The organism is Aquamicrobium aerolatum DSM 21857 (genome assembly GCF_900113935.1).
Classification (GTDB): Bacteria; Pseudomonadota; Alphaproteobacteria; order Rhizobiales; family Rhizobiaceae; genus Aerobium; species Aerobium aerolatum.
On sequence record NZ_FORF01000010.1, the window covers coordinates 81,393 to 108,095 of the forward strand.

Genomic DNA, 26,703 nt, shown 5'->3' on the forward strand with positions numbered 1-26,703 from the left:
AATCACAACACAGGTAGTTTCATGTCCATGCGTCCGACGATCACCTTCGCGAAGGTAACGGCTCCAAAGAAGGGCAGTGTCGTGCTCCTCGCCTCCGACGGAGCGTCGCTGGCAGGTTCAGCAGCGACCGTTGACCCGGAGGGTGTGCTGGCGCGGGCGCTCGGCGTTGCCGAGTTCAGCGGAAAGCTGGTTTCCACAGCCGAAATCCTTGCGCCACATGGCACAGCCCTTGATCGCATTGCGGTGGTCGGCGTCGGAAAGACCGAAGCTCTGGATGAAAAAGCGTGGCGTCGGATCGGCGGCGCAGCATTCGCAGCCGCCCGGAAAGCCGCGGAAGTTTCCATCATCGTGGATGTCGCCGGCATCGAGCCCTCACCAGAGGATGCAGCAGCCATCGCGTTCGGTATCGTGCTCCGCTCCTACGCGTTCGACAAATACAAGACCAAGAAGGACGACGCGAAAGACGAGGCTCCCAAGACCTCCAAGGTCACGATTTTGTGTGTGGATCCTGCCGCCGCCAAGCGCGCATTCGGCGTGATGGAAGCGGTTGCGGATGGTGTTTTGCTGGCACGTGACCTCGTCAACGAGCCGGCGAACATTCTCGGGACGCTCGAGTTCGTGGAAAAGACCAAAGAACTGGAGAAGCTCGGCGTCGAGGTCGAAATCCTCACCGAGAAAGAGATGAAAAAGCTTGGCATGGGGGCCTTGCTCGGGGTCGCTCAAGGGTCTGCCCGTCCCCCTCGCATGGCGATCATGCAGTGGAATGGCGGCAAGGCGAAAGACAAGCCGGTTGCCTTTGTCGGCAAGGGTGTCGTTTTCGACTCCGGCGGTGTTTCGATCAAGCCGGCTGGCGGCATGGAAGACATGAAGGGCGATATGGGTGGCGCCGCCGCAGTCACAGGACTGATGCATGCGCTTGCTGCGCGCAAGGCGAAAGTGAATGCGGTGGGCGTCATTGGCCTGGTCGAGAACATGCTCGACGGCAATGCCCAGCGTCCGGGCGATATCGTCACGTCGATGTCGGGCCAGACGATCGAGGTGCTGAACACCGATGCCGAAGGACGTCTCGTTCTGGCCGACGCGCTTTGGTACACGATTGGCCGGTTCGAGCCGCAGATGGTGGTCAATCTGGCCACGCTCACGGGCGCTATCATGGTCGCGCTTGGCAGCGAGCATGCGGGGCTGTTTTCCAATAATGACGAACTTGCCGAGCGGCTCACGGCAGCAGGTCTGGTCTCTGGCGAGAAGGTGTGGCGGATGCCGCTTGCCCCTGAATATGACAAGATCATCGATGCCAAGAACGCTGACATGAAAAATACGGGCGGTCGATATGCCGGCGCCATCACGGCGGCCCAGTTCCTGCAGCGTTTCGTCAAGGATACGCCTTGGGCACATCTCGACATTGCCGGGACTGCGATGGGCTCGCCAACCACCGAGATCAGCCAGTCCTGGGCGTCCGGCTATGGCGTGCAGCTTCTGAACCAGCTCGTCGCCGAGAGCTACGAAGGGTGACGGCCGGGCCGGAATAATGACAGATGTGCTGTTCTATCATCTGACCGAGTCCACGCTCGAGGAAGCGCTGCCAGCGCTCCTCGAGCGCAGTCTTGATCGCGGGTGGCGTGCCGTGGTTCAGACCGGGTCTGAAGAGCGTCGCGACACGCTGGACGTGCATTTGTGGACCTGGCGTGACGATGCCTTTCTGGCGCACGGCACGGACATGGAGCCGCATGTCGAGCATCAGCCGGTGTTGCTGACGACCGGAGCGGAGAACCCGAACGGAGCGCATATCCGCTTCATGGTCGACGGTGCGGCACCGCCGCCGCTGGCCGACTATGAGCGCGCGGTCTTCATGTTCGATGGACATGACGCATTCCAGCTTGAGCAGGCTCGCGAGCATTGGAAGAGCATCAAAGCGGAAGGGCATCCCGTGACCTACTGGCAGCAGACCCCGGAAAAGCGGTGGGAGCGCAAGGCGTGAGGCGTATCCTGCGTGGCCTGTTCTTTGTGATGGCCGCATTGGGCTTTGTCCTTGCGGTCATCTATCCCTTTGCCGCCGGGAAACAGCAGGGCCGTGAACTGGCCCGCTGGCAGGCTCTGGACGAGCGGGGCGAGTTCATCCAGTTCGAAACCAAGCTGCCTGTGTCCGAAGATCAGGTTCGCGTCGCTGTCGAGGTGGAAACTGCGGAGCCGACGCAGACCATCGGCGATGCTGTCGTGCTGACGCTGACGGCGGGCAGAGGGCAGACCACCGAGTTTGCGCAGGTTTTCAGACTTTCAGGAGCAGAGCCGCGCGCCCAGCCAAGCCCTTCCGGCAAGCAACGATTCGTGTTGCACGCGCCGGTCCTGCGACCTGTGCGCGACGAGCCCTATCGTTTCGTCTTCACCGAAGGGGAGGTCGAACAACCGTTTTCCTCGGTTCAGCTCGTGCTGGTCGGAGGCACCTACGCCTATGATGCGTCAGTACCGCCGATTGGATACGGAATGATCGCACTGGGCATGCTCGGCATGTTGCTGACGCGCCGGTCGCGAAATGCAGCTCCGGCGCAAAAGCCCGCGCCGCGCAGATGGGGCAGAGGCTGAAAGCCGCCAAATTCAGATTTCTTCGAAATCTCCAGAACGCCCCTTGCCGCCTGAAAAGCGGCTGGCACCCAGGATGCCCTCGCTGCGGAACGAGCTGATGCTGGCCCATTCATTCGCAAGCGCAGCTTCCTGGCCGAGCGACCATTGCTTGAGCGCGGAGCGGCGATCGGCCTGCATGCAGGCTTGCGGGAATCTGGCTATCTCCTGCGCAAGTTCGACGGCAGCCTGGCGGGATTCGCCGTCGGCGCAGACGCGGCTGGCCAGACCGATGGAGAGGCATTCGTCAGCCTCGACCTTGCGTCCCGTGAGGATCAGGTCCATCGCGCGGCCATGGCCGACAATGCGCGGAAGGCGCACGGTGCCGCCATCGATCAGTGGTACGCCCCATCGACGGCAGAAGACGCCCATATAGGCAGATCGTTCCATCACCCGCATGTCGCACCAAAGTGCCAGTTCCATCCCGCCGGCAACGGCAGGGCCGGAGATTGCTGCAATCACGGGTTTGGAGAGTTGAAGGCGTGTCGGCCCCATGGGGCCCTTGCGGGGACGGTCATCATTTCCGTCGAAACTTCCGTCGAGGTCGTGCGTGGCGTACCATTTGTCATCGACGTTTTCCGCCGCCCATTTCAGGTCGAAACCAGCGCAGAACATGCCGGGCACACCCGTCAGAACCGCAACCTTTGCGGTCTCGTCGCGATCGAACTCGACGAAGGCGCGGAACAGGGCGTCAGCCATCTCCGGATTGACTGCGTTGCGCGCCTCGGCGCGATCGATGGTGACGATGGTGACGTCGCCGTCCCGTTCGACATGAATTGTCATTCCGCCAATGCTCCCTCGTATTCCTCCGAAAGCGCCAGCCACTTGTCTTCGTGGCGGCCCAGAGCATTGGAAAGGTCAGAACGCTCCTTGGCAAGCGTTGTCGCCTTGGCGGGATCTTTTTCGTAGAGGGCAGGGTCGGCGAGTTGCTGCTCGATCACCTCGATCCGCTTGCGGGTTCGCTCGATCAGCCCTTCGGTCGCCTTGATTTCCTTGGCAACGGGTTCGAGGGCCTTGCGGCGCGCGGCGGACTCGCGCCGCTTGTCGGCCTTCGAGTTCTTGTCGGCTTCTTTTTTCTCGCGTCGCTCCGACGAGCCGCCTGTAATCAACTGACGGTAGTCGGCCATGTCGCCATCATAGGGCGCGACAGTGCCGTCCTTGACTAGCCAGAGCCGGTCTGCGGTCGCCTCGATCAGATGCGGGTCGTGGCTGATGAGGATGACAGCGCCGGGGAACTCGTTGAGGGCGATCATCAGCGCTTCGCGGCTGTCGATATCCAGATGGTTGGTCGGTTCGTCGAGGATGAACAGGTTGGGCCCGTCGAAGGTTGCCAGTCCCATCAGAAGGCGCGCCTTCTCGCCACCTGACAGATCCTTGGCTTTCGTCGCCATCTTTTCGGTCGTCAGCCCCATTTGCGCGACGCGGGCGCGCACCTTCGGCTCCGGCGCATCCGGCATCAGCCGGCGCACATGCTCGACGGGTGTTTCTTCCGGCCGCAGATCGTCCATCTGGTGCTGGGCGAACATCGACACTTTGAGGCCAGGAGCCAGTGTCATCGTGCCGCTTTCGAGGCCCAGCCTGCCGGCGATCAGCTTGGCAAAGGTCGACTTTCCGTTACCGTTGGCACCAAGCAATGCGATGCGGTCGTCCTCGTCGATGCGAAGGGTCAGGCCTTTCAGGATTGCCTTTCCGGGCTCATAGCCGACCGTTCCGCCCTGCATCGTGATGATCGGCGAGGCAACGGTTTTCGCTGGTTCCGGAAATGAGAACGGGCGCACATTATCTTCGAGCGCCGCCGAGATCGGCTTCAGCTTCTCCAGCGCTTTCAAGCGGGATTGAGCCTGGCGAGCCTTCGAGGCCTTGTAGCGGAAGCGCTCGACGAAGGCTTCCATGTGCTTGCGGTGGGCCTCCTGCTTGACCCGGCTCTTTTCCTGCAACTCGATCTGTTCGGCCCGCTGGCGTTCAAACTGGTCATATCCTCCGCGCCAGAACGTCAGTTTGAGCTGGTCGAGATGGACAATCGAGTTGACGGCGCGGTTGAGAAGGTCGCGGTCGTGGCTGATCAAAAGCACGGTGTGCGGATAGCGCGCGACATAATTTTCGAGCCAGATCGTGCCTTCCAGATCGAGATAGTTGGTCGGCTCGTCCAGCAGCAGCAGGTCGGGCTCGGCAAACAGCACGGATGCGAGCGCAACGCGCATGCGCCAACCACCCGAAAACGACGAGGCAGGCCGCTTTTGCGCTTCGGCGTCAAAGCCAAGACCGGCCAGAATTGTGGATGCTCGTGCCTCAGCGGAATGCGCCCCGATATCGGCAAGGCGCGTCTGGATTTCGGCGATGCGGTGCGGTTCGGTTGCGGTTTCAGCTTCAGCCAGAAGGGCGACGCGCTCGGTGTCAGCCTGCAGCACGATGTCGATCAGCGCTTCCTCGGTGCCGGGCGCTTCCTGAGCGACCTGGCCGATCCGCGTATTCTTCGGGTAGCTGATGCTGCCGGATTCTGTCGGCATGTCGCCGCAGATCGCCTTGAACAGCGTTGTCTTGCCGGTTCCGTTACGACCGACAAGCCCGGCCTTCGATCCCGCTGGCAAGGTAAGGGAGGCGTGATCGAGGAGCAACCGACCGGCGATACGCAGTGAGACGTCTTCAATAATCAGCATGATGCCGTTCTATTGGCTGACCGGCATGTCGATGGCAAGAGGACACGACGTGATCCTGGCATGCAGGAGCACGTCGCATCCGGTCATTGGCAGGATTGCCACAGAAACTCAGTTCGATGCACGAAGAGCCCGGCAAAGAACGACAAGATCCCTGTCAAACAGAGCGGGGCTGGAGATCACCTGACCACAGCTCTTGCGCAGTTGCGTCCTGTCTGTTTCCGACATGCTGGCTGCGGTGATTGTTCCGGCATTTCCGCCGCCGTGGCTGCCGTTGCCGCCGCCATTCCCAGCACTTCCACCACCTCCGGCGTTTCCACCACCACCACTGGAGTTGCCTCCGCCAGAACCGCCGCCATTGCCGCCGCCGCCGCCGCCGTTGCCGCGACCGCCGATGCCTACGCCGAGGCCCAGACCGATCCCGCTGCCGCCGCCGACATTGGCACCCAGACCGGCATTGATGCCATTTTGCCCGCCGACGCTTGCGCCCACGGCAGCGCTGATGCCGGAGGAGCCGCCGACATTTGCAGCAGCGTCGGCGTTAATGTCATTCTGGCCACCGACTGAAGCAGTTGCTGCTGCATCGACACCGCTTGCGCCGCCAACATTGGCGCCAACGTCGGCATTTATCCCATTTGACCCGCCGACTGCGGCGGAGACATCGGCGTTGATGCCGCCCGATCCCACTCCCAATCCGACGCCGACATCAACGCCACCAATGCTCACCCCCACGTCGAGAGCCTGAGCCGGAACGCTGACAAAAAGAATGACAGTTCCGATCGCCAGGCTCCTGGCAAATAGTCTGGTGCGGTTCACGTTCATGACGCTCTCCTCTGCGTTTAGAGACGATGTTCGGTTTACATGATGTGTTGCCTTGATGAGCTACGCATATGCAGAGGCATGGTTGCACGGTAGGTTGAGATTGTGCGGCAATAATAAAACTATAGTTTTATTGCGATTTATAAGTCGAATAAAATATGTCTTATTTTTTAGATGTATTTTATAATCATCCGATTGATCTTAGCGTTTCGCGAAATATAGCTGGGTCTGATCGAATGATTTCCGACTCGACAAGTTTTTCCGTCTCCGTCCAGAGCGGAAGCGCCTTGATCAGCAGCTCTCGCCCTTCGGGGAGCAAGTGGAGGCGGCGTCCGCGTCGGTCCGCTTTATCTTCAGTTATGGCGAGCAGACCGCGTCGTGCGAGTGGCTTGAGCATCGCCGTCAAGGTGGTGCGGTCCATCGCGAGGAGCGATGCAACATCGCGCATCAGCGGCGGCTCGGGACGATTCAGCGACATCAAGAGTGAAAACTGGCCGTTGGTGAGGCCTGCCGGTCGAAGTGCATCGTCAAATCTGCGGGCGACGGTGCGCGCCGCACGCTGCAGGTGAAGGCAGATGCAGGTGTCCCGCACATGCAGCGTAGATGTGAACGGCAAGTCTGCGAAGGAAGAATCATTTGCTTTTGACATGATCCTATAGTGTTGATATCAACGTTGTTGTCCAGTGACAGAGCTTGGTGCGTCCAAGTGGTGCGCTGGAATGGGGGCGGCATTGGGTTGGGAGGACAACGATGCCGACGCAGATATTAGTTTTGATCGGTACAAAGAAGGGTGTTTTCATCGCACGAAGCGATGAGGAACGCCGACACTGGGAACTTTCAGGCCCGTTTTGCGAGACCTGGCCCATCCAGCATGTAATCGGCGACCGGGCCTCAGGCATTATCTACGGTGCTGGGGGCAATGAGTGGTTCGGTCCGGCGGTGTGGAAGTCGACCGATCTTGGTCGCACATGGACGCACTCAAGCGCTGGTCTGGCCTATAAGGAAGGCGAGGAGCCGGTGAAATCGGTGTGGAGCCTCGCTGCGCAACATGACCGGTTATATGCGGGAGTTGAGCCGGCGGGGCTGTTTGTCAGCGACGACGGTGGAGACAACTGGAGCCATGTCGAAGGGCTGCAGCACCACCCGACAAGATCTGAATGGAATCCCGGTGGGGCGGGCCTGATCCTGCACTCGCTGGTGCCTGACCCGGAAGATCCGCAGAAAATCTGGATCGGCATTTCATCTGCTGGTGTCTTTTATACCGGCGATGGTGGCCAGACATGGGAGCCGCGCAACCGCGGCACGCGCGCCGACTATATGCCTGAGGGGCAGAATTACCCTGAGTTTGGCCAGTGCGTGCACTGTCTCGTGAAGGCGCCGGGTGGCGAGGATCTGCTCTATCAGCAAAATCATTGCGGCATGTATCGCAGCGCAGATGGCGGCCAGACCTGGCAGAGCATCGAGGCGGGCTTGCCCTCAAGCTTCGGATTTCCCGCAGCCACCCATCCGCGTGATCCCTCGACCCTCTATCTGCTGCCTCTCAACGGCGATATTCGCGGCCGCTACGTGCCTGATGCAAAGGCAGCGGTGTGGCGAACCCGTGATGGTGGCGAGACGTGGCAGGATCTGCGCAACGGACTGCCGCAGGAAAATGCTTTCTTCGGCGTCCTCCGGCAGGCGATGGCGACAGATCGGCTGGATCGCGCCGGCGTCTATTTCGGCACATCGGGTGGGGCGCTGTTCGCGTCTCGCGACGAGGGCGACAATTGGGCCTGCATTGCCCAGCATCTGCCGTCGATCTCGTCCGTCGAGACGATGGTCGTCCAGCAATAGGATGTGCCGAATGGGGTGTGTCGTCGTGACACTGTCACCGCTGCTGGTCGATCTTTTCCCAGGTTCGACCAGACAGGTGGACGTCGAAGCGGCAACGGTGGGTGCCATGATCCTTGCGCTGGATCAGCGCTGGCCGGGAATGGGAGATCGCATCACGGACAGCCGTCCGGCGATCCGCAAGCACATCAATGTCTTCGTTGATGGCGATCGCGCAAGACTCGACACGCCTCTGTCACCGGGGGCGAAAGTTTACATCATCACGGCCATCAGCGGCGGGTGACGCTGGCGGCGGCAACGAGGAGCCACCCATGCAGATCAATCCATATCTGGTTTTTGCCGGAACCTGCCGGGAAGCATTCACCTTCTATGCCGAGGTGCTCGGTGGCCAGATCGTTGCGATGTCGACGCACGCCGACATGCCGCCGGGCGAGGAGGGGCATGGGCCTGAAATGGCGGACAAGGTGCTCCACGCAATGCTGATGGTCGACGGAAACGCGATCATGGGCTCTGACGCGCCGGCATCAATGTATGAGATGCCGCAAGGCTCGATGGTGACACTGACCGTCGACACGGAGAAGGATGCCGAACGGATCTACGCGGCGTTCATGCCGGAAGCGCAGGTGATGATGGAGCTGCAGGAGACGTTTTGGGCCAGTCGCTTCGCGATGTTGCGGGACCGGTTTGGAACGCAGTGGATGATCAGCTGCTCGAAGCCGCTGTCCTGACTATATTGTGCGACGAGGGGCGCGGTTACGCAAAACGGCGGCCTTCCTCGGTGCGCTGGAAATAGACCAGGTCCAACGTCAGGCTGGGCTGTCCCAACGCCGTCAGGATCGCATGCGCCTGTCCACGGTGATGGGTCTGGTGATTGAAGAAGTGTGCGAGGGCAGGGGCGAGCCGCTGCGAAATGGTGCGCATGTCGGTGACGGTCAGGTAGGTAAACCTGCCCTTATACGCGGAATCCGGCAGCGATTCGATCCAGGATATGATGCGCATATCCTCATCATGACGGGCGACACGGAGCCCCGGCAGGTCGGCATGCAGTGTCGTATCGAGCGCCGTGGGTGCGTTTCCTTCGCCCGTGAAACGCTTCAGCCAGATTCGATCTGCGACCAGGATATGATTGAGCGTGCCCAGCAACGAGCCGAAGAACGCCCCGGTGTTGCGATTCAACGCCTCATCGTCGAGCCGGGCGGCTGCGTCGTAGACTGCGGTGTTGGCCCAATGATTGTAGGCCGCAAACATCTGAAAATGCTGACGCATCCCGGTTGCCCTCTGCGTTGCCGGATTGATCGTCGCACACCTACACGCACGACGCCAAAGATCAAACCGCAAAACATCGCTCAGTTGACGCGATTGCTGGCAGCCGGGAGTGCCATGCACAGATCAGCCCGGCGGCGAAGGGGGCGCACGTGGAGCTGCAATCGCCCCTTCACATCCTTGTGGCGTAACGGTATAGACCCGGCATTCCCGTCAATTTCTGAAACCTCAAGGACCCTCACATGGCCATTGAACGCACTTTTTCCATGATCAAGCCGGACGCAACGCGTCGCAACCTCACCGGCGCTATCACCAAGATGCTGGAAGATGCCGGCCTGAGCGTCGTTGCATCCAAGCGCGTCTGGATGAGCCGTCGCGAAGCTGAAGGCTTCTACGCTGTTCACAAGGAGCGTCCTTTCTTCGGCGAGCTGGTCGACACCATGACCTCCGGCCCGACCGTTGTTCAGGTTCTGCAGGGCGAGAACGCAATCGCCAAGAACCGTGAAGTGATGGGCGCAACCAATCCAGAGAGCGCAGACGAGGGCACCATTCGCAAGACCCACGCGCTGTCGATCGGCGAGAACTCGGTCCACGGTTCGGATGCTCCGGAAACCGCTGCAGCTGAAATCGCCTACTGGTTCTCGGACACCGAAATCGTCGGCTAATTTACTACGACGAGCCGAATTTGATGAAGGCCGCGACATGTTCGCGGCCTTTTTCGTATGAAGAAAGATCTGAGACGCGGCGCTTTGGGTATCAGCGCTCGGACCAGCGCGACTGCGCGGCGTCATCTTCGGCTTTCGCCTCGACCCAGCCTTGCGGCCTGCCTTCGGCGTCGTGTTCCTGTTTCCAGAACGGCGCGCGCGTCTTCAGGAAATCCATCATGAAGGATGCAGCCTCAAAGGCGGCGTGACGATGGGCCGATGCGGCAACCACCAGCACGATGTTTTCGCCGGGCTTTATTTTCCCATAGCGATGAATGACGCTCAGTCCCTGAAGCGGCCATCTGTCGATTGCCTGCCCGGCAATGCGCGCAATCTCGACTTCCGCCATTCCGGGATAATGTTCCAGCTCAAGCGCTGACAGTGAACCGCCTTCGTCGCGGCAAAGGCCTGAAAACGCGACGACTGCACCGATGTCGGTGCGTCCATCTGTCAGGCGCGCAGTTTCGACCGAAAGGTCGAAATCGTCAGACTGGACGCGGATCAGAGGCTCTATCTGTCGAACCGGCACAGTCATCAGCTCACCCGCCGGTCATGGGCGGAAACAACGCGATCTCGCGCGCATCGCCGATGGGCTGCTTGTGATCCACATGCTCCTGGTTGATCGCCACGCGAATAACTTCGGGATGCTGCAACGCCTGCGCATAGCCATCATCGCGCTGCTTCAGCCAGACAAGAAGATCACGCACCGATACGACGTTTTCCGGCAGGTCGATGTCTTCTTCAGCCTTGCCGATCCGCTCTCGCACCCAGGCGAAATATCTGAGCTTCATGGCATGCCTCCGCTATTCATTGATGATGTGCTTGAGACCGGCACGGAAATAGTCATAGCCAGTATAGAGCGTGACGATCGCCGAAACCCACAAAAGCGCGATGCCGATCTCGGTCGTATAGGGAAGGATCTGATCGCCTGCCGGGCCCGCCAGAAGAAAGCCGATCGCGACGAGCTGGATCGTCGTTTTCCATTTCGATAATTGGGTAACGGGGACCGAAACCTTCAGCGCCGCCAGATATTCACGCAAGCCCGACACGAGGATTTCACGGCACAGAATGATGATGGCGGCCCACAGGGTCCATTTGTCGATGGTGCGGTCATAGGCCAGCAGCAAAAGTGCTGCGGAGACAAGCAGCTTGTCGGCGATAGGATCGAGCATCTTGCCGATGTTCGATGTCTGCTCCCAGATACGGGCGATGTAGCCGTCAAAATAGTCGGTAATGCTGGCGACAACGAAAATGCCCACAGCTACCCAACGCCACCAGTCGGTCGGGCGCACTCGCCCTTCCATGTAGAAGCAAAGCACGATGAGCGGCACGGCGAGAATCCGCGCGTAGGTCAGCATGTTCGGTAGATTGAAAGCACGTTTTGACATCGATTCCCGCTCTGGTTTCAAGCCTACTAATAGGTTGACCCGGTGAATGGTCAACCTCGCAAAGTGTCCACCCGCGCGCAAGTCAGGGATGGTTTACTCGTTTTCATGGAAATGGCCATAAATCAGCTGCGCCACCCGTTGGGAAATTCCCTCCACCTGCATCAGGTCTTCCAATCCGGCGCGGCTGACGGCTTTTGCGGTTCCGAAATGATGGAGAAGAGCACGCTTTCGTGTCGGCCCGATGCCTGCGATTTCGTCGAGCGGGTTTCGTATCATCTCCTTTTTGCGGCGCGCACGGTGTGAGCCGATGGCGAAACGGTGCGCTTCGTCACGCATGCGCTGGACAAAATAGAGGACCGGATCGCGAACGGGCAGCGTGAAGGGTTCGCGGCCACGGACGAAAAAGCGCTCCCTCCCGGCGTCACGGTCAACGCCCTTGGCGACACCGATTGCCTGGACCTTGTCGGCAATACCCAGTTCATCGAGAATCGTGCGGACGGCTGACATCTGGCCCTGGCCGCCGTCGATCAGGATCAGGTCGGGCCATGCCGGAAAAGTGTCGTCCTCTGTGTCGATCTCCGGCGCCTGTCCGTCTGGCTGCGTGTGCTCTTTGAGAAGGCGCGTGAAACGCCGCTCCATCACTTCGCGCATCATGCCGAAGTCATCACCGGGCGTGATGTCGGTGGAGCGAATGTTGAACTTGCGATACTGGTTTTTGACGAAGCCTTCCGGTCCCGCCACGATCATCGCCCCCACAGCGTTCGTGCCCATGATGTGAGAGTTGTCGTAGACCTCGATCCGCCGCGGCGCTTTCTCCAGCCCGAAGGTCTCCGCCAGCCCGGCGAGCAGCCGCGTCTGCGATGACGTCTCTGCCAGCCGGCGACCGAGGGTCTGCCTTGCGTTCTGCAGGGCGTGATCCGTCAGGTCTTTCTTCTCGCCGCGCTGGGGCACCGAGACAGTCACCTTATAGCCTGCGCGCAAGGAAAGAGCCTCGGCCAGCAGCGCAAGATCCTCGATCGGGTGCGATAGAAGTATTGAACGCGGACACGGCTTGTCATCGTAGAATTGTGACAGGAAGGCTCCGAGCACGTCCGATGCTTCGAGCGCCGGATCTGCCTTCGGAAAGTAGGCCCGGTTGCCCCAATTCTGTCCCGTACGGAAGAAGAACACTTCGATGCAGTTCTGCCCGCCTTCCTGATGGATGGCAAAAACGTCGGCTTCCTCGACGGATTGAGGGTTGATCCCTTGATGGCTTTGCACATGCGAGAGAGCAGAGAGCCGGTCGCGATAGATGGCGGCCCGTTCGAAGTCGAGGTCTTCGGACGCCTTCTGCATGGCGACGGAAATTTCGGATTTTACGCGACCGGAGCGGCCGGATAGAAAATCTTCCGCCTCCGATACGAGTTCGCGGTAGTCTGCGTCACTGACCTCGCCCGTGCAGGGAGCCGAACATCGCTTGATCTGATAGAGCAGGCATGGCCGTGTGCGGTTCTCAAAAAACGAGTCCGTGCAGGAGCGAAGAAGAAAGGCGCGCTGGAGCGCGTTGATCGTTCTGTCTACAGCGCCTGCGGATGCAAAGGGGCCAAAATAGTCACCCTTGCGGGAGCGCGCGCCGCGATGCTTGAAAAGGCCGGGTGCGCGGTGGTCGGCTGTGATGAGAATATAGGGAAATGACTTGTCGTCACGCAACAGCACGTTGAACCGTGGCCGCAGGCGCTTGATAAGGTTGGCTTCCAGCAGCAGCGCTTCAGTCTCTGTGCGTGTGACGATGAACTCCATCGTCGCCGTTTCGCTGACCATCCGGCCGATGCGATTGGTGTGACCGCGACCTTGCGCGTAGTTGCTGACGCGCTTCTTCAGACTGCGAGCCTTGCCGACATAGAGAACGTCGCCGGCCTTGTTGATCATACGGTAGACGCCGGGCGCGTTCGGCAGTCGCTTGACCAGCGTCTGGATGACCTCAATCCCGATCTTGCCTTCAGTGTCGCCCTGTTCGGAGTCCCAACTGATCTCGGGAACCTCAAGCTCCGGGCTTCCCGCCGGGTGAAGGGAAGCCTCGACGGTGTCGTCAAGCTCGTCAGGCACATCGACATCCGGCATGTCTGCGGCTGGGCGGCGCGGCGTCATTCGACGACCCCATAGACGTCGGGGGTCTTCCAGGCGAGATGCTGCCCTCCGTCCAGTGCAATCATCTGGCCAGTGACCGAGCGGGCTTGCCACAGAAAGCGGATCGTTTGCGCGAACTCGCTGAGTTCGGGCCCACGCTTCAAAAGCAGCGCATCGACCTGCTGCTGAAAGTCGACAGGATCCTGACGCTGATTCATCAGGGTAGGGCCCGGACCGATGGCATTGACGCGCACGCGTGGCGCAAAGGACTGAGCCATCGTGCGGGTGGCTGTCCATAGAGCCGATTTCGACAATGTATAGGAAAAGAAGCGCGGTGTCGGACGCCAGACCCGCTGGTCAATAATGTTGACGATCAATCCGCTCGCCTCTTCGGGAAGGCCGGCCACGAGCTTCTGGCCCAAAAGAACCGGGGCTTTCAGATGAACGTCGAAGTGCTTGTCCCAGGTTTCCCAATCAAAATTGTCGGCAGCGTCATCGTCAAAGATCGATGCGTTATTGACCAGAAGTCCAAGAGAGCCCAGCTCGGCAGCAACGGCAGGAACCAAACCGGCGACCGCATCCATGTCGGACAAGTCAGCCTGAACCACGCAAACGCGCTTGCCCGCATCCGTCAGTTCCTGCGCCAGCGCATCAGCTTCGGTGCGGGAAGAGTTGCAATGGATGGCAACGGAAAATCCTGCTTCCGCAAGGTCCCGGACGATGATTGCGCCAATGCGACGGGCGCCACCTGTCACCAGCGCCACCGGATGTTGCGTCGTTGCCATCAATTCATGCCCTCAATATGCACGGCTCAAAGTGCTGGATTGTCGAACCTTTTTCTTGATATAGGCCAGCTTGCTTCGCGGACCAAGCGTTCGTCCCGCGGCGCCTGTGGGATAGCTGACAAGGGTGTTGCTGAATCGCAACGTCACAATTCAGCCATTTTCTCGCCGGGGAAAATCCTATTTTCAGGTCTTGTTCAGCCGCATTTCGCGCCCAGATAAGGAACCGCGGACGCAGTCAACCATTTATCTCCCATAAGGTGGTTGCGTCATTTAAGGGGGAAGCGCGTGACTGCTTCCTGCGGCAAAGGAGTACTAACATGAACATCAAGACCAAGTTCGCCCTGTCGGCTGCTGCCCTGGGCCTTATGGCTGCTCCGGCACTGGCTGCCGACGTGGTCTATCAGGAGCCAGCCGCTCCTGCACCGATCTTCGAAGCTGCTCCAGTGAGCACCTGGGCTGGTCCGTACCTCGGTGCGCAGCTCGGCTACGGTTTCAACGGCACCGTTCGTGGCCCAGGCGGCAACATCGGCACCGAAGGCTGGATGGGTGGCGCGTTCGGCGGTTACAACTTCCAGGACGGTCAGCTCGTTTACGGTATCGAAGGTGACGTGAACTACAGCGACATCAAGGGCGAAGCACTGGGCACCCATGCCCGCACGCGCGTTGATGGTTCGGTTCGCGGTCGTATCGGTATGGCTGTGACGGACGACGTGCTCGTCTACGGTACCGCAGGTGTTGCAATGGAAAACCAGCGCATCACTGACGTGGCTTCCGGCGTCCATGACACCAAGGGCCTCGTTGGCTACACCGTTGGCGCCGGCGCTGACGTCAAGCTGACCCAGGACGTGTTCGCACGTGCTGAGTACCGTTACACGGACTACGGCAGCAAGACCTACGATCTGCCAGGCGTTGGTTCGGGCAAGGTTGACTCGGACAACCACCGCGTCATGATCGGTCTCGGCGTGAAGTTCTAATCGATCGCAAGATTGATAAAAGGCCCGGAGAAATCCGGGCCTTTTTTATTGTCTTACGGTCAGGCGCGCGGCAGCAGTTCTGCAAGCTCGGGAAAGCGCTCATCGAAACGCTTGGCCCAGCGGGTCAGCTTGCTGCGCCCTTTTTCCCATTGTCCGTCGAAACGCAGCGCCAGATAGCCAAGCGCCGCACGCAGCGCGATCTGTCCGCCATTTGCCTTTTTCGTGAGTTTGGGCGGATTTGCAGCGAGCATATCGAGCGCGCGGGTCGCCTTGCTCCACTGCTTGTCGAGCCAGGGCTGATGGATCTTCTCCTCCGGCCTCATGCGCCGTTCATAGACGTGGGCAAGAAGGCAATCGCAAATGCCGTCGGCCAGAGCTTCCAGCATTTCTGATTCCAGTCTCTTGTCTGCATTGCGCGGATAGAGTGCACCACCGGATATCCGGTTGAGGTACTGCGTGATGGCGCGGCTGTCATAGATGCTCTTGCCGTCATCGGTAATGAAAACTGGAATTTTTCCAAGCGGATTTGCAGCGAGCAGCTCTGCCGGTTCAGCCCCGGTATCCACCAGTTTTGCCTCAACGGGAATGTTGCACCACGCGGCGGCCAGGCGAACTTTGGCTGAATAGGGCGATGCAGGCGAGTAATAAACGACGGCCATCAGGGTCTCCGGGAACTGAGTCGAGCCATCACGCTAATTCAATCGCTGCAAAGTTGATACACGCTCAGTTGGAAGCTGGCAGGGTCGCGCCTCTCCTTTGGCATGCGCGCGCGTCGACCTGCGGGCAGGAGCGAAACTTCAGATCTTTTGTCAGGCAGATTCTTGCTTCGGAAACATAGCGCTCCTTGCAAATGACCGCGATTCCGTCGGCGGGAAGGTCTGGATTGGCAGCCAGAAACTCCTGCTCGACCTTGTCAGGCGAAGTATCGAGAGCGATGCTCGTTTCCTCGTAGGCGCTCGGCACGACGATCTTTTCATAAGCCGCCCGGACGACTGAAAAATACTCAGCCTGACTCAATCCTGAGCATGATCCGTGCTTGCGCCATTGGTGGCCGATCAGTGACTCGGAAGGCATGATGTCGAGATTATCGCGTAACAGGGCCTCCGGAACCCGTTTGGGCTCACGACTGTCACAAAACTCCGGCCAGCCTTTTTCGAACTGAGGCCACAATCCGTGAACGACGAAACCATGCGTCTGCCGCGATCCGCATTGCTGGGCGTTGGCGGTGGCGCTGGCCATCTGACAATGCGTCGGCGACCAGGATAAAGACAGGACATAAAAGTCATAGCCCTTGCCTTGCGGAATGGCTTCCGTGCCAACGCTGCCAGCGTCACGAGAATCGCAGGCGGCCAGCATCATTGCCATGCCGAGCATGGCGAGCGCACGACGCATCAAGGACAAAGGGGTACGCTCAACGAAGGGAGAGGCAGCGCCCACCATAAACATGCCAGCGATCGAAACCGGAGACGCAGAATTCGACATTGCTGCCTTGGCCGGCAAAGCCCATCGGACGCTCGATCAGATACCAGATGTCACGCGTATGACCGTCGGAAAGAGCAGCCTTTGCGTGGCAGTAACGTCGCTCGATAGGCCATTCCTCGCTCTGGGCGTTAAACCGGCTCTGCACGATGCGGTTGAACTCAACGATCTCGACTTGTGGCAAGTGAGGCACGTTGGCTACCTGATAGCGGAAGCGATGGGTGATCTTGTTCAAAACCGGTGCGCTGCCGCAAATGCCAGGATCGTCGTACTGCAGATACACTGGATCAGCCGCCTGTGCGGCGACGGTCGCACCCGCCAGCGCAATAAAGGACGCCGTGAGCAGGCTGATAAAGCGATTCATACAGATCCTCCGCAGATGGGCGTAACGCCCGAATCTAGGTGTACTCACTCTGCTGAAAGCGAGCGAATCGGTCAAGTCGGTGTTTGGATGTAACGATCTGCGTCAGGCAGGGGTTCCAAGCCACTCAAGCTCGGGCGCTGGCGCACCGGAATCGCACAGAAGAGTGTGAAGCCAGGGCAATATCAGTCTCAGCTCCGCGTCGAGAACGAAGGGCGGGTTGACGACAATCATGCCGGTGCCATCGAAGCGCGGTTCGGCCGATGGCTGGCGGATCTCGAAGCGGATGTCCAACATCTTCGGAATGCCGCTTTGGCGAAGCCGTTCGCGGAAGTCAGCGACAGCATCGTGGTCCTTGATCGGGTACCAGAGGGCGTAGGTGCCACCCGGCCATCGCTTGACCGCTCGCAGCAATCCGTCGATCAGGCGGCCGAATTCGCCGGGCTTTTCGAAAGGCGGGTCCACGAGAACAAGGCCGCGCTTTTCCTTGGGAGGCAGGTGCGCGCCCATCGCCAGATAGCCGTCCAGCTCGATGGCCCTGACCTGCCAGTCGCCCTCGAAATGCGATTTGAGGGTGGAATAGTCAGCGGGATGAAGTTCAATCGCGGTCAGGCGGTCGATGTTGCGAAGCAGATAGCGTGTGATTACCGGCGAGCCGGGGTAGCGTCGGATTTCACCGGCAACGTTGAAGGACTGCACAGCGTCGAGATAGGGCGTGAGCAACGCCGCGACTTCCTGCGGAGCTTCTGCGCCCAGAAGTTTGCCGATACCGTCGTGCCACTCGCCGGTCTTTTGCGCTTCTTCCGACGAAAGATCGTAGACCCCGATGCCTGCATGAGTGTCGATGACGCGGAACGCACCGGGCTTGTGCTTCAGATATTCGAGGATGCGCGTCAGAACGACATGCTTGACCACGTCGGCGAAATTCCCGGCGTGATAGGCGTGGCGATAGTTCATGAAGTCTCCCTCTGGCGATAGCCGAAATGCGGGTGTTTTTGTGCGCTCATTTGCTGATGCAGGCTCTACTCCGCGGTGTGGTTTTCCGCTAGATGTTTCGCATGAACCAGCACGCCACGACCACTACGATCAGGCACTCTGCCTGTCCACATGATTGCCCGTCGACCTGTGCCCTGGATGTCGAGGTGATCGACGGACGGCGGATCGGGCGAATCCATGGCGCCAAGGACAATGCCTACACCGCAGGCGTGATCTGCGCCAAGGTCGCGCGCTATTCTGAACGTATCCACCATCCCGACCGGTTGCTGAAACCGCTGGTGCGGGCCGGCGCCAAGGGCGATGGCAACTGGAAGGAGGCAAGCTGGGAAGCGGCGCTTGACCTCGTCGCCGAGCGGCTGCTCAGGGCTGAGGAAAAGGATGGGTCGGAGGCGGTCTGGCCGTATTATTACGCCGGCACGATGGGGCTGGTGCAGCGCGATTCCATCGAGCGCTTGCGCCACGCCAAGAAATACTCCGGCTTTTTCGGCTCTATCTGCACCAATCTGGCATGGACCGGATATGTGATGGGAACCGGTCGTCTTACCGGCCCTGATCCGCGGGAGATGGCGAAGTCTGACTGCGTGGTGATCTGGGGGACGAATGCCGTTGCGACCCAGGTCAACGTGATGACCCATGCGATCCGCGCGCGCAAGGAACGCGGCGCGAAGATCGTCGTCGTCGACATCTATGACAATGCCACGATGAAGCAGGCTGACCTCGGTCTCATCGTGAAGCCCGGAACGGATGGGGCGCTCGGGTGTGCCGTGATGCACGTCCTGTTCCGAGACGGGATGGCCGACTGGGCCTATCTGGAGAAATACACCGACGACCCGCACGGGCTTGAAGCTCATTTGAGAACACGGACCCCGCAATGGGCTTCTGCGATCACCGGCCTTTCGGTCGAGGAGATCGAGGGTTTCGCGCATCTGATCGGAAAGACGCCGCGAACCTTCTTCCGGTTGGGCTACGGCTTTGCCCGCCAGCGCAACGGTTCAGTCAACATGCATGCGGTGGCGTCGATTGCTGCTGTCACCGGCTGCTGGCAATATGAAGGCGGCGGGGCGTTCCACAACAATGGCGCGATCTATCAGATCGACAAGAGGCTTCTGGAAGGGGCCTCGCTGAAAGATCCCAAGATCCGCCATCTCGACCAGTCTCAGATTGGCCGCGTGCTGACCGGCGATGCCGAGGCGCTGCGGCATGGACCGCCCGTCACGGCGCTGTTCATCCAGAACACCAATCCGGTGAACGTTGCGCCGGAGCAGCGATTGGTCACGCGCGGTTTCCTGCGCGACGATCTGTTTTCGTGTGTGCATGAACAGTTCATGACCGACACGGCGAAGGTTGCGGACGTCGTGCTCCCGGCAACGATGTTCATGGAGCATGACGACATCTATCGGGGTGGTGGGCATCAATATCTGATGGTCGGGCCGAAGCTCGTTGATCCACCGGAAGGACCACGTTCCAATCTGTTCGTCATCGAAGAGCTGGCGAAGCGGCTTGGGGTGGCGGATCAGCCGGGGTTCGGGTTGAGCGAACGCGAGCACGTCGACATCATGGTGGCGCAGCACGGTTACGGAACGTTCGAAACGCTCGAGCGCGATCGTTGGCTGGACTTGCAGCCCGAATTCGACACGGCTCACTTCCTCGACGGATTTGGCCACCCGGATGGCAAATATCGCTTCAAGCCGGAGTGGAACGGCGGGTTTGCGCCGAACAAGCCGCCAGCCTCGGTCGGGCTCTTGGGCGATCATGCGATGCTCCCTGAATTTCCCGATCATGTCGACATGATTGAAGTCGCCGACGCAGAACACCCGTTCCGGCTGGCCACATCTCCGTCACGAAACTTCCTGAACTCCACCTTCACGGAGACGCCGACATCGTTGAAAAAGGAAGGGCGGCCTGAACTGCTGCTCCATCCGCTCGATGCTGAGGCTCTGGGGATTGCGGATGGCGGGCGTATCGAGGTGGGCAATACGCGCGGCGAGCTGGTCCTTCACGCCAAGCTGTTCGATGGCGTCAAGCGCGGCGTGGTGATTGCAGAGGGCATCTGGCCCAATTCGGCCCACGAGCGCGGCGAGGGGATCAACGTTCTGACCGGCGCGGACGCTGCCGCGCCCTATGGCGGCGCCGCATTCCACGACAACCGCGTGTGGGTCAGGGCCGTCTGAAAGGCGTGAGAGGACGAGGCGCTGAACGCGCCTCGGTCCATCTTATGGCGTCATGCGCGCAAGGCTTTCAATGTCGATGTCATCGCTGGCGGAGCCTGGCGACAGGACGGCGCCTTCAGCCGAAACGCCCGTCAGCACCGCTTTGTCGTTCTCCATTCTCGCCTTGCCGGTCGCAACCAGACGCAGGGCAAGCGGATAGAGCTGGTGTTCGACTGTCAGCACGCGGGCCGACAGGTCAGCTTCGGTATCGTCTGGCAGGATCGGAACCGCCGCCTGTGCGATGATCGGGCCCTCATCCATTCCCGCCGTGACGAAATGAACGGTGCAGCCGTGGACCCGCATGCCGGATTCGAGTGCGCGTGTATGCGTGTCCAGCCCCTTGAACAAGGGGAGCAGCGATGGATGGATATTGATGATCCGCCCGGCCCATTTTTCGGTGAAAGCGGGCGAAAGAAGGCGCATATAGCCTGCAAGGCAGACGACATCAGCCTTCATGCGCGTCAGTTCGGCGTCGAGGGCTTCATCGAGCGCAGCTTTGGTCGGAAAGTCTGCCTTGGTGATTGCCTTGGTAGCGATGTTCGCGGCAGCTGCTGCCTTCAGCCCCATAGCATCGGCATTGTCGGATATGACACCGACGATCTCGACCGGATAGTGCGGATCGCCTGCCGCGTCGATCAGGGCGGTCATGTTGGAGCCGCGACCGGAGATGAGAATGACAACGCGCTTTTTCATGAGAGCTACAGCCCGATCTGTCCGATATAGACGACACCTTCGTCCCGGCGTGGAATGATACGACCGATGGTGCTGACAGTTTCGCCAGCCTGTTGCAGAACGGCTGCGACCTGAGCTGCCTGTCCGGCAGCAACCACCAGAACCATACCGACGCCGCAGTTGAATGTGCGCATCATTTCGTTGGGCGCGACATTGCCGGTCTTGGCGAGCCACGAGAACACTTCCGGCACATCAATTGCGTCAAGCTGAAGCTCGGCGGCAAAGCCCTTCGGCAGGACGCGCGGCAGGTTCTCCGGGAAGCCTCCGCCGGTGATGTGGGCGAGGGCTTTGAGGCCGTGCGTCGAGCGAATCGCCTGAAGGACCGACTTCACATAGATGCGGGTCGGGGTCAGCAATGCTTCGCCGAGCGTGCGATGGGTGTCAAACGGCGATGGAGCGTCCCAGGCTAGCCCGGACATCTCGACGATGCGGCGCACCAGCGAAAAACCGTTGGAGTGCACGCCCGAGGAGGCGAGCGCCAGAAGAACGTCGCCTTCAACAATGTCATTCGTCGGCAGCAGCTGTCCGCGCTCAGCAGCACCAACTGCAAAGCCGGCGAGGTCGTAGTCACCTTCGCTGTACATGCCTGGCATCTCGGCGGTCTCGCCGCCGATGAGTGCGCAACCGGCCTGACGGCAGCCTTCTGCAATACCGGAGACGATCGCGGCGCCCTGATCAGGATCGAGCTTTCCGGTCGCGAAGTAGTCGAGGAAGAGCAGGGGCTCCGCGCCCTGCACGACAAGATCGTTGACGCACATGGCAACGAGGTCGATGCCGACGGTATCGTGCAGGTCGGCTTCGATCGCCACCTTCAGCTTGGTGCCAACGCCGTCATTGGCTGCGACGAGAATGGGATCATTGAACCCGGCCGCCTTGAGGTCGAACAGGCCGCCGAAGCCGCCGATCTCGCCGTCTGCGCCAGGCCTTCGCGTCGAGCGCACCATGGGTTTGATCTTTTCCACCAGCGCGTTGCCTGCGTCGATATCGACACCAGCCTGAGCGTAGGTGAGGCCGCTTTTGGGTTCGGTCATGGTTGTTTCGCCCGACAGGTTGCTCAAGGTCGGCTCATCGCATGAAGTGCCCTCAGTCGCAAGCGCTGCCAACCTTGATGCGGCAACACACTTGATGACATGTGGCCCCTCGACCATTTATCAACAGGCGCTTTGCGGCAGGAGACACGAAGAAGTGACCGTACCGAATTTGATCACCATCCTGCGGCTCCTGCTGGTTCCGGTGGTGATCGTGGCACTGCTGGACGGCGAATATGGCTGGGCGCTGGTCTGTTTCGTGACGGCAGGGCTTTCCGATGCGGTCGACGGATTTATCGCGCGTCATTTCAATCAGCAGTCGGCACTGGGCGCCTATCTCGACCCGATGGCCGACAAGCTTCTTCTCGTCAGTTCGTTTGTCGTGCTGGGATTCATGGGAGAATTGCCGATCTGGTTGGTCGTGGCGGCGGTTTCCAGGGATGCGCTGATCATTTGCGCCGTGCTGCTGTCGTCCGTGATGAGCCATCCCGTCGCGATGCGACCGCTGATGGTTTCGAAGGCCAACACGCTGGCTCAGATCCTTCTGGTGATTGTTGTTCTTGCGGAACTTGCACAGGCGCAATTGTTCGGCCATGCTCGTTTCCTGCTTGTCGTGCTGTGCGGTCTCTTGACCCTCGCTTCGGCAGCGGCCTATCTCCTGCAATGGCTGAAGCATATGGGCGCAGATGAACAAGCAAGACGCTGACATTCAGGAACGTATGGCCGAGGTCGTCGTCGCGGGTGCATTCCGACGCCAGATTGTCTTCTGGCTGGGCGCGATGGTCGCGTTCATCGCGTTTCTATATTTTTTCTCTTCGATTTTGCTGCCGTTCTTTGCCGGCATGATCCTCGCATATTTCCTTGATCCTGTGGCCGACCGGCTCCAGCGTCTGGGGCTGTCGCGGCTGGCTTCCACGGTCGTCATCCTGCTGGCCTTCGTGGTGGTGCTGACGCTTGGCCTGATGCTGGTGATTCCCATCCTGGCGAGCCAGGCGGCCGATTTTCTTGCCAAGATCCCGGACTATCTCACGGGGCTGCAGGCGCTGATCAATCGGTTCGACCCGGAATGGCTTAGCCGTACCGTCGGGGTCGAACCCGCCGCGCTGCGCGACGGCCTCAGTTCTCTGATGACGCAGGGTACCAAGTTTCTGACAGGCCTGTTCTCCTCGCTGCTCAGTTCGGGACGCACTTTGATCGATATTGGTGGCCTGTTCGTCATCACCCCGGTTGTCGCGTTCTACATGCTTCTTGACTGGGACAAGATGGTCGCCCGTGTCGACAGCTGGGTGCCTCGCGATCAGCTTGCCACCGTACGAACGATCGCACGCGATATTGATGGCGCGGTTGCCGGGTTTGTGCGTGGTCAGGGCACGGTGTGCCTTATCCTCGGCCTTTTCTATGCTGTGGCGCTGACCGTCGTCGGCCTCAATTTCGGATTGTTGATCGGACTGTTTACCGGGCTGATCGGATTTATCCCCTATGTCGGCTCGATGGTCGGCTTGGTTCTGTCTGTCGGGGTGGCGCTGGTTCAGTTCTGGCCTGAATGGCATTGGGTCATCGTGGTGGCCGTCATCTTTTTTGCCGGACAGTTTGTCGAGGGCAATATCCTCCAGCCCAACCTTGTCGGCAAAAGTGTCGGTCTTCATCCGGTTTGGCTGATGTTCGCGTTGTTTGCCTTTGGTGCCTTGTTCGGCTTTGTGGGACTCCTGATAGCCGTTCCGGCGGCTGCAGCGGTTGGAGTGCTTGTCCGTTTTGGTCTGGCACGCTATCTCGAGTCGCCATTTTATCGCGGTCATGCCGTCGATCTGAAGCATAGCAAAGACTGATCCAATGTCGTTCGCGCCCGTCAAGCATCCCCGGCAGTTGCCGCTCGATCTCGTTCATCCTGTTGGCAACAGCCGTGATGACCTGATCGTGGGTCCATCCAACAGGCAGGCTGTTGGACTTTTGGAATCCTGGCCTGAATGGCCCTCGGCAGTGGTTGTCCTGGCCGGCCCGGCGGGGTCGGGAAAGTCGCACCTGGCGGACATCTGGCGCGAGGACAGCAACGCAACGGCGCTGTCGGCGGACAGCCTCGGCGTGGATGCGATCGAAGCCGCGATTCAGGGGCCTGTACTCATCGACGATATCGACGCGCGCGCGATCGACGAAGCCGGCCTGTTCCATCTCATCAATGCCGTCAAGCAGGCAGGCACATCCTTGTTGCTCACCGCGCGTGGGTTTCCGATGGCGTGGGGCGTCAGGCTTCCTGATCTGCTGTCGCGTCTGAAGGAAGCAGCCACGGTCGAGATTGATGAGCCGGATGACTTCCTGCTGATGGCAATTTTGACGAAGCTGTTTGCTGACCGGCAGGTTGATGTCGAGCCGCACGTCGTGCAGTTTCTTGTCCGCCGCATCGAGCGGTCGCTGTCGAGTGCAATGGATGTGGTTGCCCGGCTCGACCGCGCCGCGCTTGAGAACAAGACGAAGATCAGCCGGACGCTGGCTGCACAGGTCATCGAAGCGATGGAAGCCGGGCAGGGAAAGCTAGGTCTGTAGCGCGCGCATTGTATGCAGAAGGCTTCGATCAGCCTTTAGATGCAATTTTCAATGATGAAGTGGAAATGGCGACCCCGGCAGGATTCGAACCTGCGACCTACGGATTAGAAGTCCGTTGCTCTATCCAGCTGAGCTACGGGGCCGTTACGACGCACCCTTAGGCCATAGAGATGAAAAGTGGAATTGGATTTTTCGACTTTTCGATTCTCGCAACCCAGCAGAAATCAAGCTGCAACGCCGATTCCAGATAAAGCACTGATTCAGTGCGTCCAGGGCATCTTGCGATCGTATCGGAAATTTTCGGTGTACGACATCGGGCGCCGGCGCGGTTCCTGCGGAAGCTGGACGCGATAGGCGACATCGTTCTTTTCGGCGTAGGCGACTGCTTCTTCCAGCGAGGGGAAAGTCAGGCGAATCTGACTTCTCATATCGGTAGACGAGGTGTAGCCCATCAACGGATCGATGGTGCGCGGCTGCGCCGGATCGAATTCAAGAACCCACTGGCCGGTCTTGGCTTTACCTGACTGCATGGCTGTTTTCGCTGGGCTGAAGATGCGCGCTGACATAAGAGCCTCTTTGCGTCTTGATCCAAGACCTTGGGAGTTGGTCGGAGCGGCAGGATTTGAACCTGCGACCCTCTGGTCCCAAACCAGATGCGCTACCAGACTGCGCTACGCTCCGTCGCCATAAGGCTTGGGCTCCTATAGGGGTACCCCGTTCGAAGCGCAAGCCTGATCTGAACAAATATCGCCAAACCTGTGTCAGATTTCCCCTTTTTGCGTATGACGCAGCGGCAGATGTCAGCGCGATGCGGCTGCAGCAGCAAGGCCAAGCGTGATGTCTGCCTTGATGTCCTCGACATCTTCCAGGCCGATCTGCAGACGAATCACAGGTCCGCCATATTCGCCCTTGGCGATCGTGCGGTCGCCCAGTTGGACGTGGACAGCAAGGCATTCGAATCCACCCCAGGAATATCCAAGGCCGAAGATTTTCAGCGCATCGAGAAAAGCGTGAGCCTGTTCTGTGCCGCCACCATCGAGGACGATGGAGAAAATGCCGCTTGATCCGGAAAAGTCGCGTTTCCACAATTCATGGCTGGCAAAGCTTTCCAGCCCAGGGTGAAGCACCTGCGCCACGCCGGGTTGCGTTTCGAGCCAGCGGGCAATCTCCAGCGCGCTCTGTTCGTGGCGTTCCAGACGAACTCCCATCGTGCGCAGGCCGCGCAGCACCTGATAGACGTCGTCGGGGGCAGCGCAGCAGCCCATCGTCTCGTGGGTCTGGCGCAGCTGCTCCCAGCAACGTTCATTGGCCGAGACAGTGCCGAGCAGCACGTCAGAATGCCCGGCCGGATACTTCGTTGCGGCGTGAATGGAGATGTCGACCCCATGCTCCAACGGGCGGAAGTAGAGAGGGGTTGCCCAGGTGTTGTCCATCATCACCACCGCGCCGCGCGCGCGCGCTTCACGGGCAATGGCAGGGATGTCCTGAATCTCGAATGTATTGGAGCCGGGTGATTCGGTGAAAACCACCTTTGTGTTGGGCTTCATCCGCTCTGCGATGCCTGCGCCGATCATCGGGTCATAATATTCGACTTCGACGCCAAGGCGCGCGAGCATCGTGTCTGCAAAGTTGCGGGTCGGGTGGTATACCGAGTCCACGATCAGGACATGATCACCTGAAGACAGGAACCCCAGCAGCGGAATCGTTACCGCAGCGAGGCCCGACGGGACGAGAACTGTGCCGGCCGAGCCTTCCAGTGCATCGATCGCGGTTGCGAGTGCGTCAGTGGTCGGTGTGCCTTTAGTGCCATAGGTGTAGCGCTGATTGCGGCCTGCCATGGTTGCCGCATCGGGAAAGAGGACCGTCGAAGCATGGACCACTGGCGGATTGACGAAGCCGAAGAAGTCCTCGGGGTCGTTGCCGGTATGAACCAGACGGGTATTGATGCCGGTATTCGTGAAGTCGCGCTTGCTCATGGATCCTGCCCTCAATGTTGCATGAAAGGCATATCCAGTGCGAAATCGCCATGCAACCGTAATAGCTAGGTCCAGCCGACGCTGCCGAACAAAAGCAAAGATCACTCCCTTTGCGGGTCAGAGAGCAGGACAGCATGCTCTTTCAGGTGCAGTTGAGAGAAGCTGGTTTCGTCATGAAAGTATACAGTCCTGGACAAGAACTCGGCTGTTCTCTTGAAGAGTAGGGCAACGACACTGACAGACT

30 protein-coding genes and 2 tRNA genes are annotated in these 26,703 nt (G+C 59.8%); 12 read left to right on the forward strand and 20 right to left on the reverse strand.

Features of this window, described 5'->3' with window-relative positions; all coding sequences use genetic code 11:
• The first annotated feature begins 21 nt into the window (after window positions 1-21).
• Genes BMZ42_RS09860 through BMZ42_RS09870 form a run of 3 tightly spaced genes read left to right on the forward strand, consistent with a single transcriptional unit; the run spans window position 22 to window position 2,580 of the window.
• Window positions 22-1,512, forward strand: coding sequence for a leucyl aminopeptidase (locus BMZ42_RS09860; protein WP_091521669.1), 1,491 nt, complete (start codon window positions 22-24; stop codon window positions 1,510-1,512).
• Between the two features lie 16 nt (window positions 1,513-1,528).
• On the forward strand, window positions 1,529-1,978 hold the full coding sequence (locus BMZ42_RS09865; protein WP_091521671.1) for a DNA polymerase III subunit chi: 450 nt from the start codon (window positions 1,529-1,531) through the stop codon (window positions 1,976-1,978).
• Complete coding sequence (locus BMZ42_RS09870; protein ID WP_091521674.1) at window positions 1,975-2,580, forward strand: hypothetical protein; 606 nt, start codon at window positions 1,975-1,977, stop codon at window positions 2,578-2,580. The genes BMZ42_RS09865 and BMZ42_RS09870 overlap by 4 nt, the downstream gene beginning before the upstream one ends.
• 12 nt (window positions 2,581-2,592) lie before the next feature.
• Here BMZ42_RS09870 and BMZ42_RS09875 read toward each other — a convergent pair whose 3' ends face one another.
• From BMZ42_RS09875 to BMZ42_RS09890, 4 genes are all read right to left on the reverse strand, one after another.
• Entirely contained in the window at window positions 2,593-3,399 is an 807-nt protein-coding gene (locus BMZ42_RS09875; protein ID WP_091521676.1) for a crotonase/enoyl-CoA hydratase family protein, read from the reverse strand.
• Window positions 3,396-5,273: an ABC-F family ATP-binding cassette domain-containing protein gene (locus BMZ42_RS09880; RefSeq protein WP_091521678.1), complete on the reverse strand. Its 1,878-nt coding sequence runs from the start codon at window positions 5,271-5,273 to the stop codon at window positions 3,396-3,398. The genes BMZ42_RS09875 and BMZ42_RS09880 overlap by 4 nt, the downstream gene beginning before the upstream one ends.
• Before the next feature lie 108 nt (window positions 5,274-5,381).
• Window positions 5,382-6,092: a hypothetical protein gene (locus BMZ42_RS17990; protein WP_091521681.1), complete on the reverse strand. Its 711-nt coding sequence runs from the start codon at window positions 6,090-6,092 to the stop codon at window positions 5,382-5,384.
• Between the two features lie 184 nt (window positions 6,093-6,276).
• A complete protein-coding gene (locus BMZ42_RS09890; RefSeq protein WP_091521683.1) occupies window positions 6,277-6,738 on the reverse strand; it encodes a MarR family winged helix-turn-helix transcriptional regulator in 462 nt (153 codons plus the stop codon).
• A 101-nt stretch (window positions 6,739-6,839) separates the two neighbouring features.
• Between BMZ42_RS09890 and BMZ42_RS09895 the strand changes: the two genes are divergently transcribed.
• From BMZ42_RS09895 to BMZ42_RS09905, 3 genes are read left to right on the forward strand one after another with little or no spacing between them, the layout of a single operon-like run.
• Window positions 6,840-7,922 carry a WD40/YVTN/BNR-like repeat-containing protein gene (locus BMZ42_RS09895; RefSeq protein ID WP_091521685.1) on the forward strand — a complete coding sequence of 361 codons (1,083 nt, stop codon included), beginning with the start codon at window positions 6,840-6,842 and terminating at the stop codon, window positions 7,920-7,922.
• Window positions 7,923-7,932: 10 nt separating this feature from the next.
• Entirely contained in the window at window positions 7,933-8,202 is a 270-nt protein-coding gene (locus BMZ42_RS09900; RefSeq protein WP_244523223.1) for a MoaD/ThiS family protein, read from the forward strand.
• Window positions 8,203-8,230: 28 nt separating this feature from the next.
• Window positions 8,231-8,647 (forward strand): VOC family protein, encoded by a 417-nt coding sequence (locus BMZ42_RS09905; protein WP_091521690.1) that lies wholly within the window; start codon window positions 8,231-8,233, stop codon window positions 8,645-8,647.
• A 25-nt stretch (window positions 8,648-8,672) separates the two neighbouring features.
• Here BMZ42_RS09905 and BMZ42_RS09910 read toward each other — a convergent pair whose 3' ends face one another.
• A complete protein-coding gene (locus tag BMZ42_RS09910) occupies window positions 8,673-9,185 on the reverse strand; it encodes a DinB family protein (RefSeq protein ID WP_091521693.1) in 513 nt (170 codons plus the stop codon).
• Window positions 9,186-9,424: 239 nt separating this feature from the next.
• On the opposite strand from BMZ42_RS09910, the gene ndk reads away from it, so the two are divergent.
• Entirely contained in the window at window positions 9,425-9,847 is a 423-nt protein-coding gene (gene ndk, locus BMZ42_RS09915) for a nucleoside-diphosphate kinase (protein ID WP_091521696.1), read from the forward strand.
• Window positions 9,848-9,938: 91 nt separating this feature from the next.
• Here the strand turns inward: ndk and BMZ42_RS09920 are convergent, their stop codons facing one another.
• The 5 genes from BMZ42_RS09920 to BMZ42_RS09940 form a co-directional block, all read right to left on the reverse strand.
• Window positions 9,939-10,421: a molybdenum cofactor biosynthesis protein MoaE gene (locus tag BMZ42_RS09920; protein WP_091521698.1), complete on the reverse strand. Its 483-nt coding sequence runs from the start codon at window positions 10,419-10,421 to the stop codon at window positions 9,939-9,941.
• Between the two features lie 4 nt (window positions 10,422-10,425).
• Window positions 10,426-10,677: a molybdopterin converting factor subunit 1 gene (gene moaD / locus BMZ42_RS09925; RefSeq protein ID WP_091521700.1), complete on the reverse strand. Its 252-nt coding sequence runs from the start codon at window positions 10,675-10,677 to the stop codon at window positions 10,426-10,428.
• A 12-nt stretch (window positions 10,678-10,689) separates the two neighbouring features.
• Window positions 10,690-11,274 (reverse strand): CDP-diacylglycerol--glycerol-3-phosphate 3-phosphatidyltransferase, encoded by a 585-nt coding sequence (gene pgsA, locus BMZ42_RS09930; protein ID WP_091521702.1) that lies wholly within the window; start codon window positions 11,272-11,274, stop codon window positions 10,690-10,692.
• Window positions 11,275-11,367: 93 nt separating this feature from the next.
• Window positions 11,368-13,401, reverse strand: coding sequence for an excinuclease ABC subunit UvrC (gene uvrC / locus BMZ42_RS09935; RefSeq protein ID WP_091521704.1), 2,034 nt, complete (start codon window positions 13,399-13,401; stop codon window positions 11,368-11,370).
• The gene (locus BMZ42_RS09940) at window positions 13,398-14,165 is read right to left on the reverse strand and encodes an SDR family oxidoreductase (RefSeq protein ID WP_091521707.1); all 768 of its coding nucleotides are present in this window, start codon (window positions 14,163-14,165) and stop codon (window positions 13,398-13,400) included. The genes uvrC and BMZ42_RS09940 overlap by 4 nt, the downstream gene beginning before the upstream one ends.
• Window positions 14,166-14,482: 317 nt before the next feature.
• On the opposite strand from BMZ42_RS09940, the gene BMZ42_RS09945 reads away from it, so the two are divergent.
• Window positions 14,483-15,139, forward strand: coding sequence for an outer membrane protein (locus BMZ42_RS09945; RefSeq protein ID WP_091521710.1), 657 nt, complete (start codon window positions 14,483-14,485; stop codon window positions 15,137-15,139).
• 59 nt (window positions 15,140-15,198) lie between these two features.
• Here BMZ42_RS09945 and BMZ42_RS09950 read toward each other — a convergent pair whose 3' ends face one another.
• From BMZ42_RS09950 to BMZ42_RS09965, 4 genes are all read right to left on the reverse strand, one after another.
• A complete protein-coding gene (locus BMZ42_RS09950) occupies window positions 15,199-15,798 on the reverse strand; it encodes a glutathione S-transferase family protein (RefSeq protein WP_091521713.1) in 600 nt (199 codons plus the stop codon).
• A 64-nt stretch (window positions 15,799-15,862) separates the two neighbouring features.
• Window positions 15,863-16,585, reverse strand: a complete 723-nt coding sequence (locus BMZ42_RS09955; RefSeq protein ID WP_244523224.1) for a ribonuclease T2 family protein — start codon at window positions 16,583-16,585, stop codon at window positions 15,863-15,865.
• On the reverse strand, window positions 16,551-16,982 hold the full coding sequence (locus tag BMZ42_RS09960) for a hypothetical protein (protein WP_091521718.1): 432 nt from the start codon (window positions 16,980-16,982) through the stop codon (window positions 16,551-16,553). Before BMZ42_RS09960 ends, BMZ42_RS09955 begins: the two co-directional genes overlap by 35 nt.
• Window positions 16,983-17,084: 102 nt before the next feature.
• A complete protein-coding gene (locus BMZ42_RS09965; RefSeq protein WP_091521719.1) occupies window positions 17,085-17,936 on the reverse strand; it encodes a 23S rRNA (adenine(2030)-N(6))-methyltransferase RlmJ in 852 nt (283 codons plus the stop codon).
• 101 nt (window positions 17,937-18,037) lie between these two features.
• Here BMZ42_RS09965 and BMZ42_RS09970 point away from each other — a divergent pair, with 101 nt between their 5' ends.
• Window positions 18,038-20,146: a molybdopterin-containing oxidoreductase family protein gene (locus BMZ42_RS09970; RefSeq protein ID WP_091521859.1), complete on the forward strand. Its 2,109-nt coding sequence runs from the start codon at window positions 18,038-18,040 to the stop codon at window positions 20,144-20,146.
• A 42-nt stretch (window positions 20,147-20,188) separates the two neighbouring features.
• Here BMZ42_RS09970 and purN read toward each other — a convergent pair whose 3' ends face one another.
• Both purN and purM read right to left on the reverse strand, forming a co-directional pair.
• On the reverse strand, window positions 20,189-20,878 hold the full coding sequence (purN, locus tag BMZ42_RS09975; protein ID WP_091521722.1) for a phosphoribosylglycinamide formyltransferase: 690 nt from the start codon (window positions 20,876-20,878) through the stop codon (window positions 20,189-20,191).
• A gap of 5 nt (window positions 20,879-20,883) precedes the next feature.
• The gene (purM, locus tag BMZ42_RS09980) at window positions 20,884-21,948 is read right to left on the reverse strand and encodes a phosphoribosylformylglycinamidine cyclo-ligase (RefSeq protein WP_091521724.1); all 1,065 of its coding nucleotides are present in this window, start codon (window positions 21,946-21,948) and stop codon (window positions 20,884-20,886) included.
• Between the two features lie 154 nt (window positions 21,949-22,102).
• Between purM and BMZ42_RS09985 the strand changes: the two genes are divergently transcribed.
• The 3 genes from BMZ42_RS09985 to hdaA are packed head-to-tail and all read left to right on the forward strand — an operon-like array spanning window position 22,103 to window position 24,483.
• Window positions 22,103-22,651, forward strand: coding sequence for a CDP-alcohol phosphatidyltransferase family protein (locus BMZ42_RS09985; protein WP_091521861.1), 549 nt, complete (start codon window positions 22,103-22,105; stop codon window positions 22,649-22,651).
• On the forward strand, window positions 22,632-23,771 hold the full coding sequence (locus BMZ42_RS09990) for an AI-2E family transporter (RefSeq protein ID WP_091521727.1): 1,140 nt from the start codon (window positions 22,632-22,634) through the stop codon (window positions 23,769-23,771). The genes BMZ42_RS09985 and BMZ42_RS09990 overlap by 20 nt, the downstream gene beginning before the upstream one ends.
• A gap of 4 nt (window positions 23,772-23,775) precedes the next feature.
• Complete coding sequence (gene hdaA / locus BMZ42_RS09995) at window positions 23,776-24,483, forward strand: DnaA regulatory inactivator HdaA (protein WP_091521729.1); 708 nt, start codon at window positions 23,776-23,778, stop codon at window positions 24,481-24,483.
• A gap of 66 nt (window positions 24,484-24,549) precedes the next feature.
• Here the strand turns inward: hdaA and BMZ42_RS10000 are convergent.
• The 4 genes from BMZ42_RS10000 to BMZ42_RS10015 form a co-directional block, all read right to left on the reverse strand.
• A tRNA-Arg gene (locus BMZ42_RS10000) sits at window positions 24,550-24,626 on the reverse strand.
• A 117-nt stretch (window positions 24,627-24,743) separates the two neighbouring features.
• On the reverse strand, window positions 24,744-25,049 hold the full coding sequence (locus BMZ42_RS10005) for an ETC complex I subunit (protein ID WP_091521731.1): 306 nt from the start codon (window positions 25,047-25,049) through the stop codon (window positions 24,744-24,746).
• Window positions 25,050-25,087: 38 nt separating this feature from the next.
• Window positions 25,088-25,164, reverse strand: a tRNA-Pro gene (locus BMZ42_RS10010).
• 119 nt (window positions 25,165-25,283) lie between these two features.
• Window positions 25,284-26,459 (reverse strand): cystathionine beta-lyase, encoded by a 1,176-nt coding sequence (locus BMZ42_RS10015; RefSeq protein ID WP_091521733.1) that lies wholly within the window; start codon window positions 26,457-26,459, stop codon window positions 25,284-25,286.
• Window positions 26,460-26,703 lie beyond the last annotated feature (244 nt).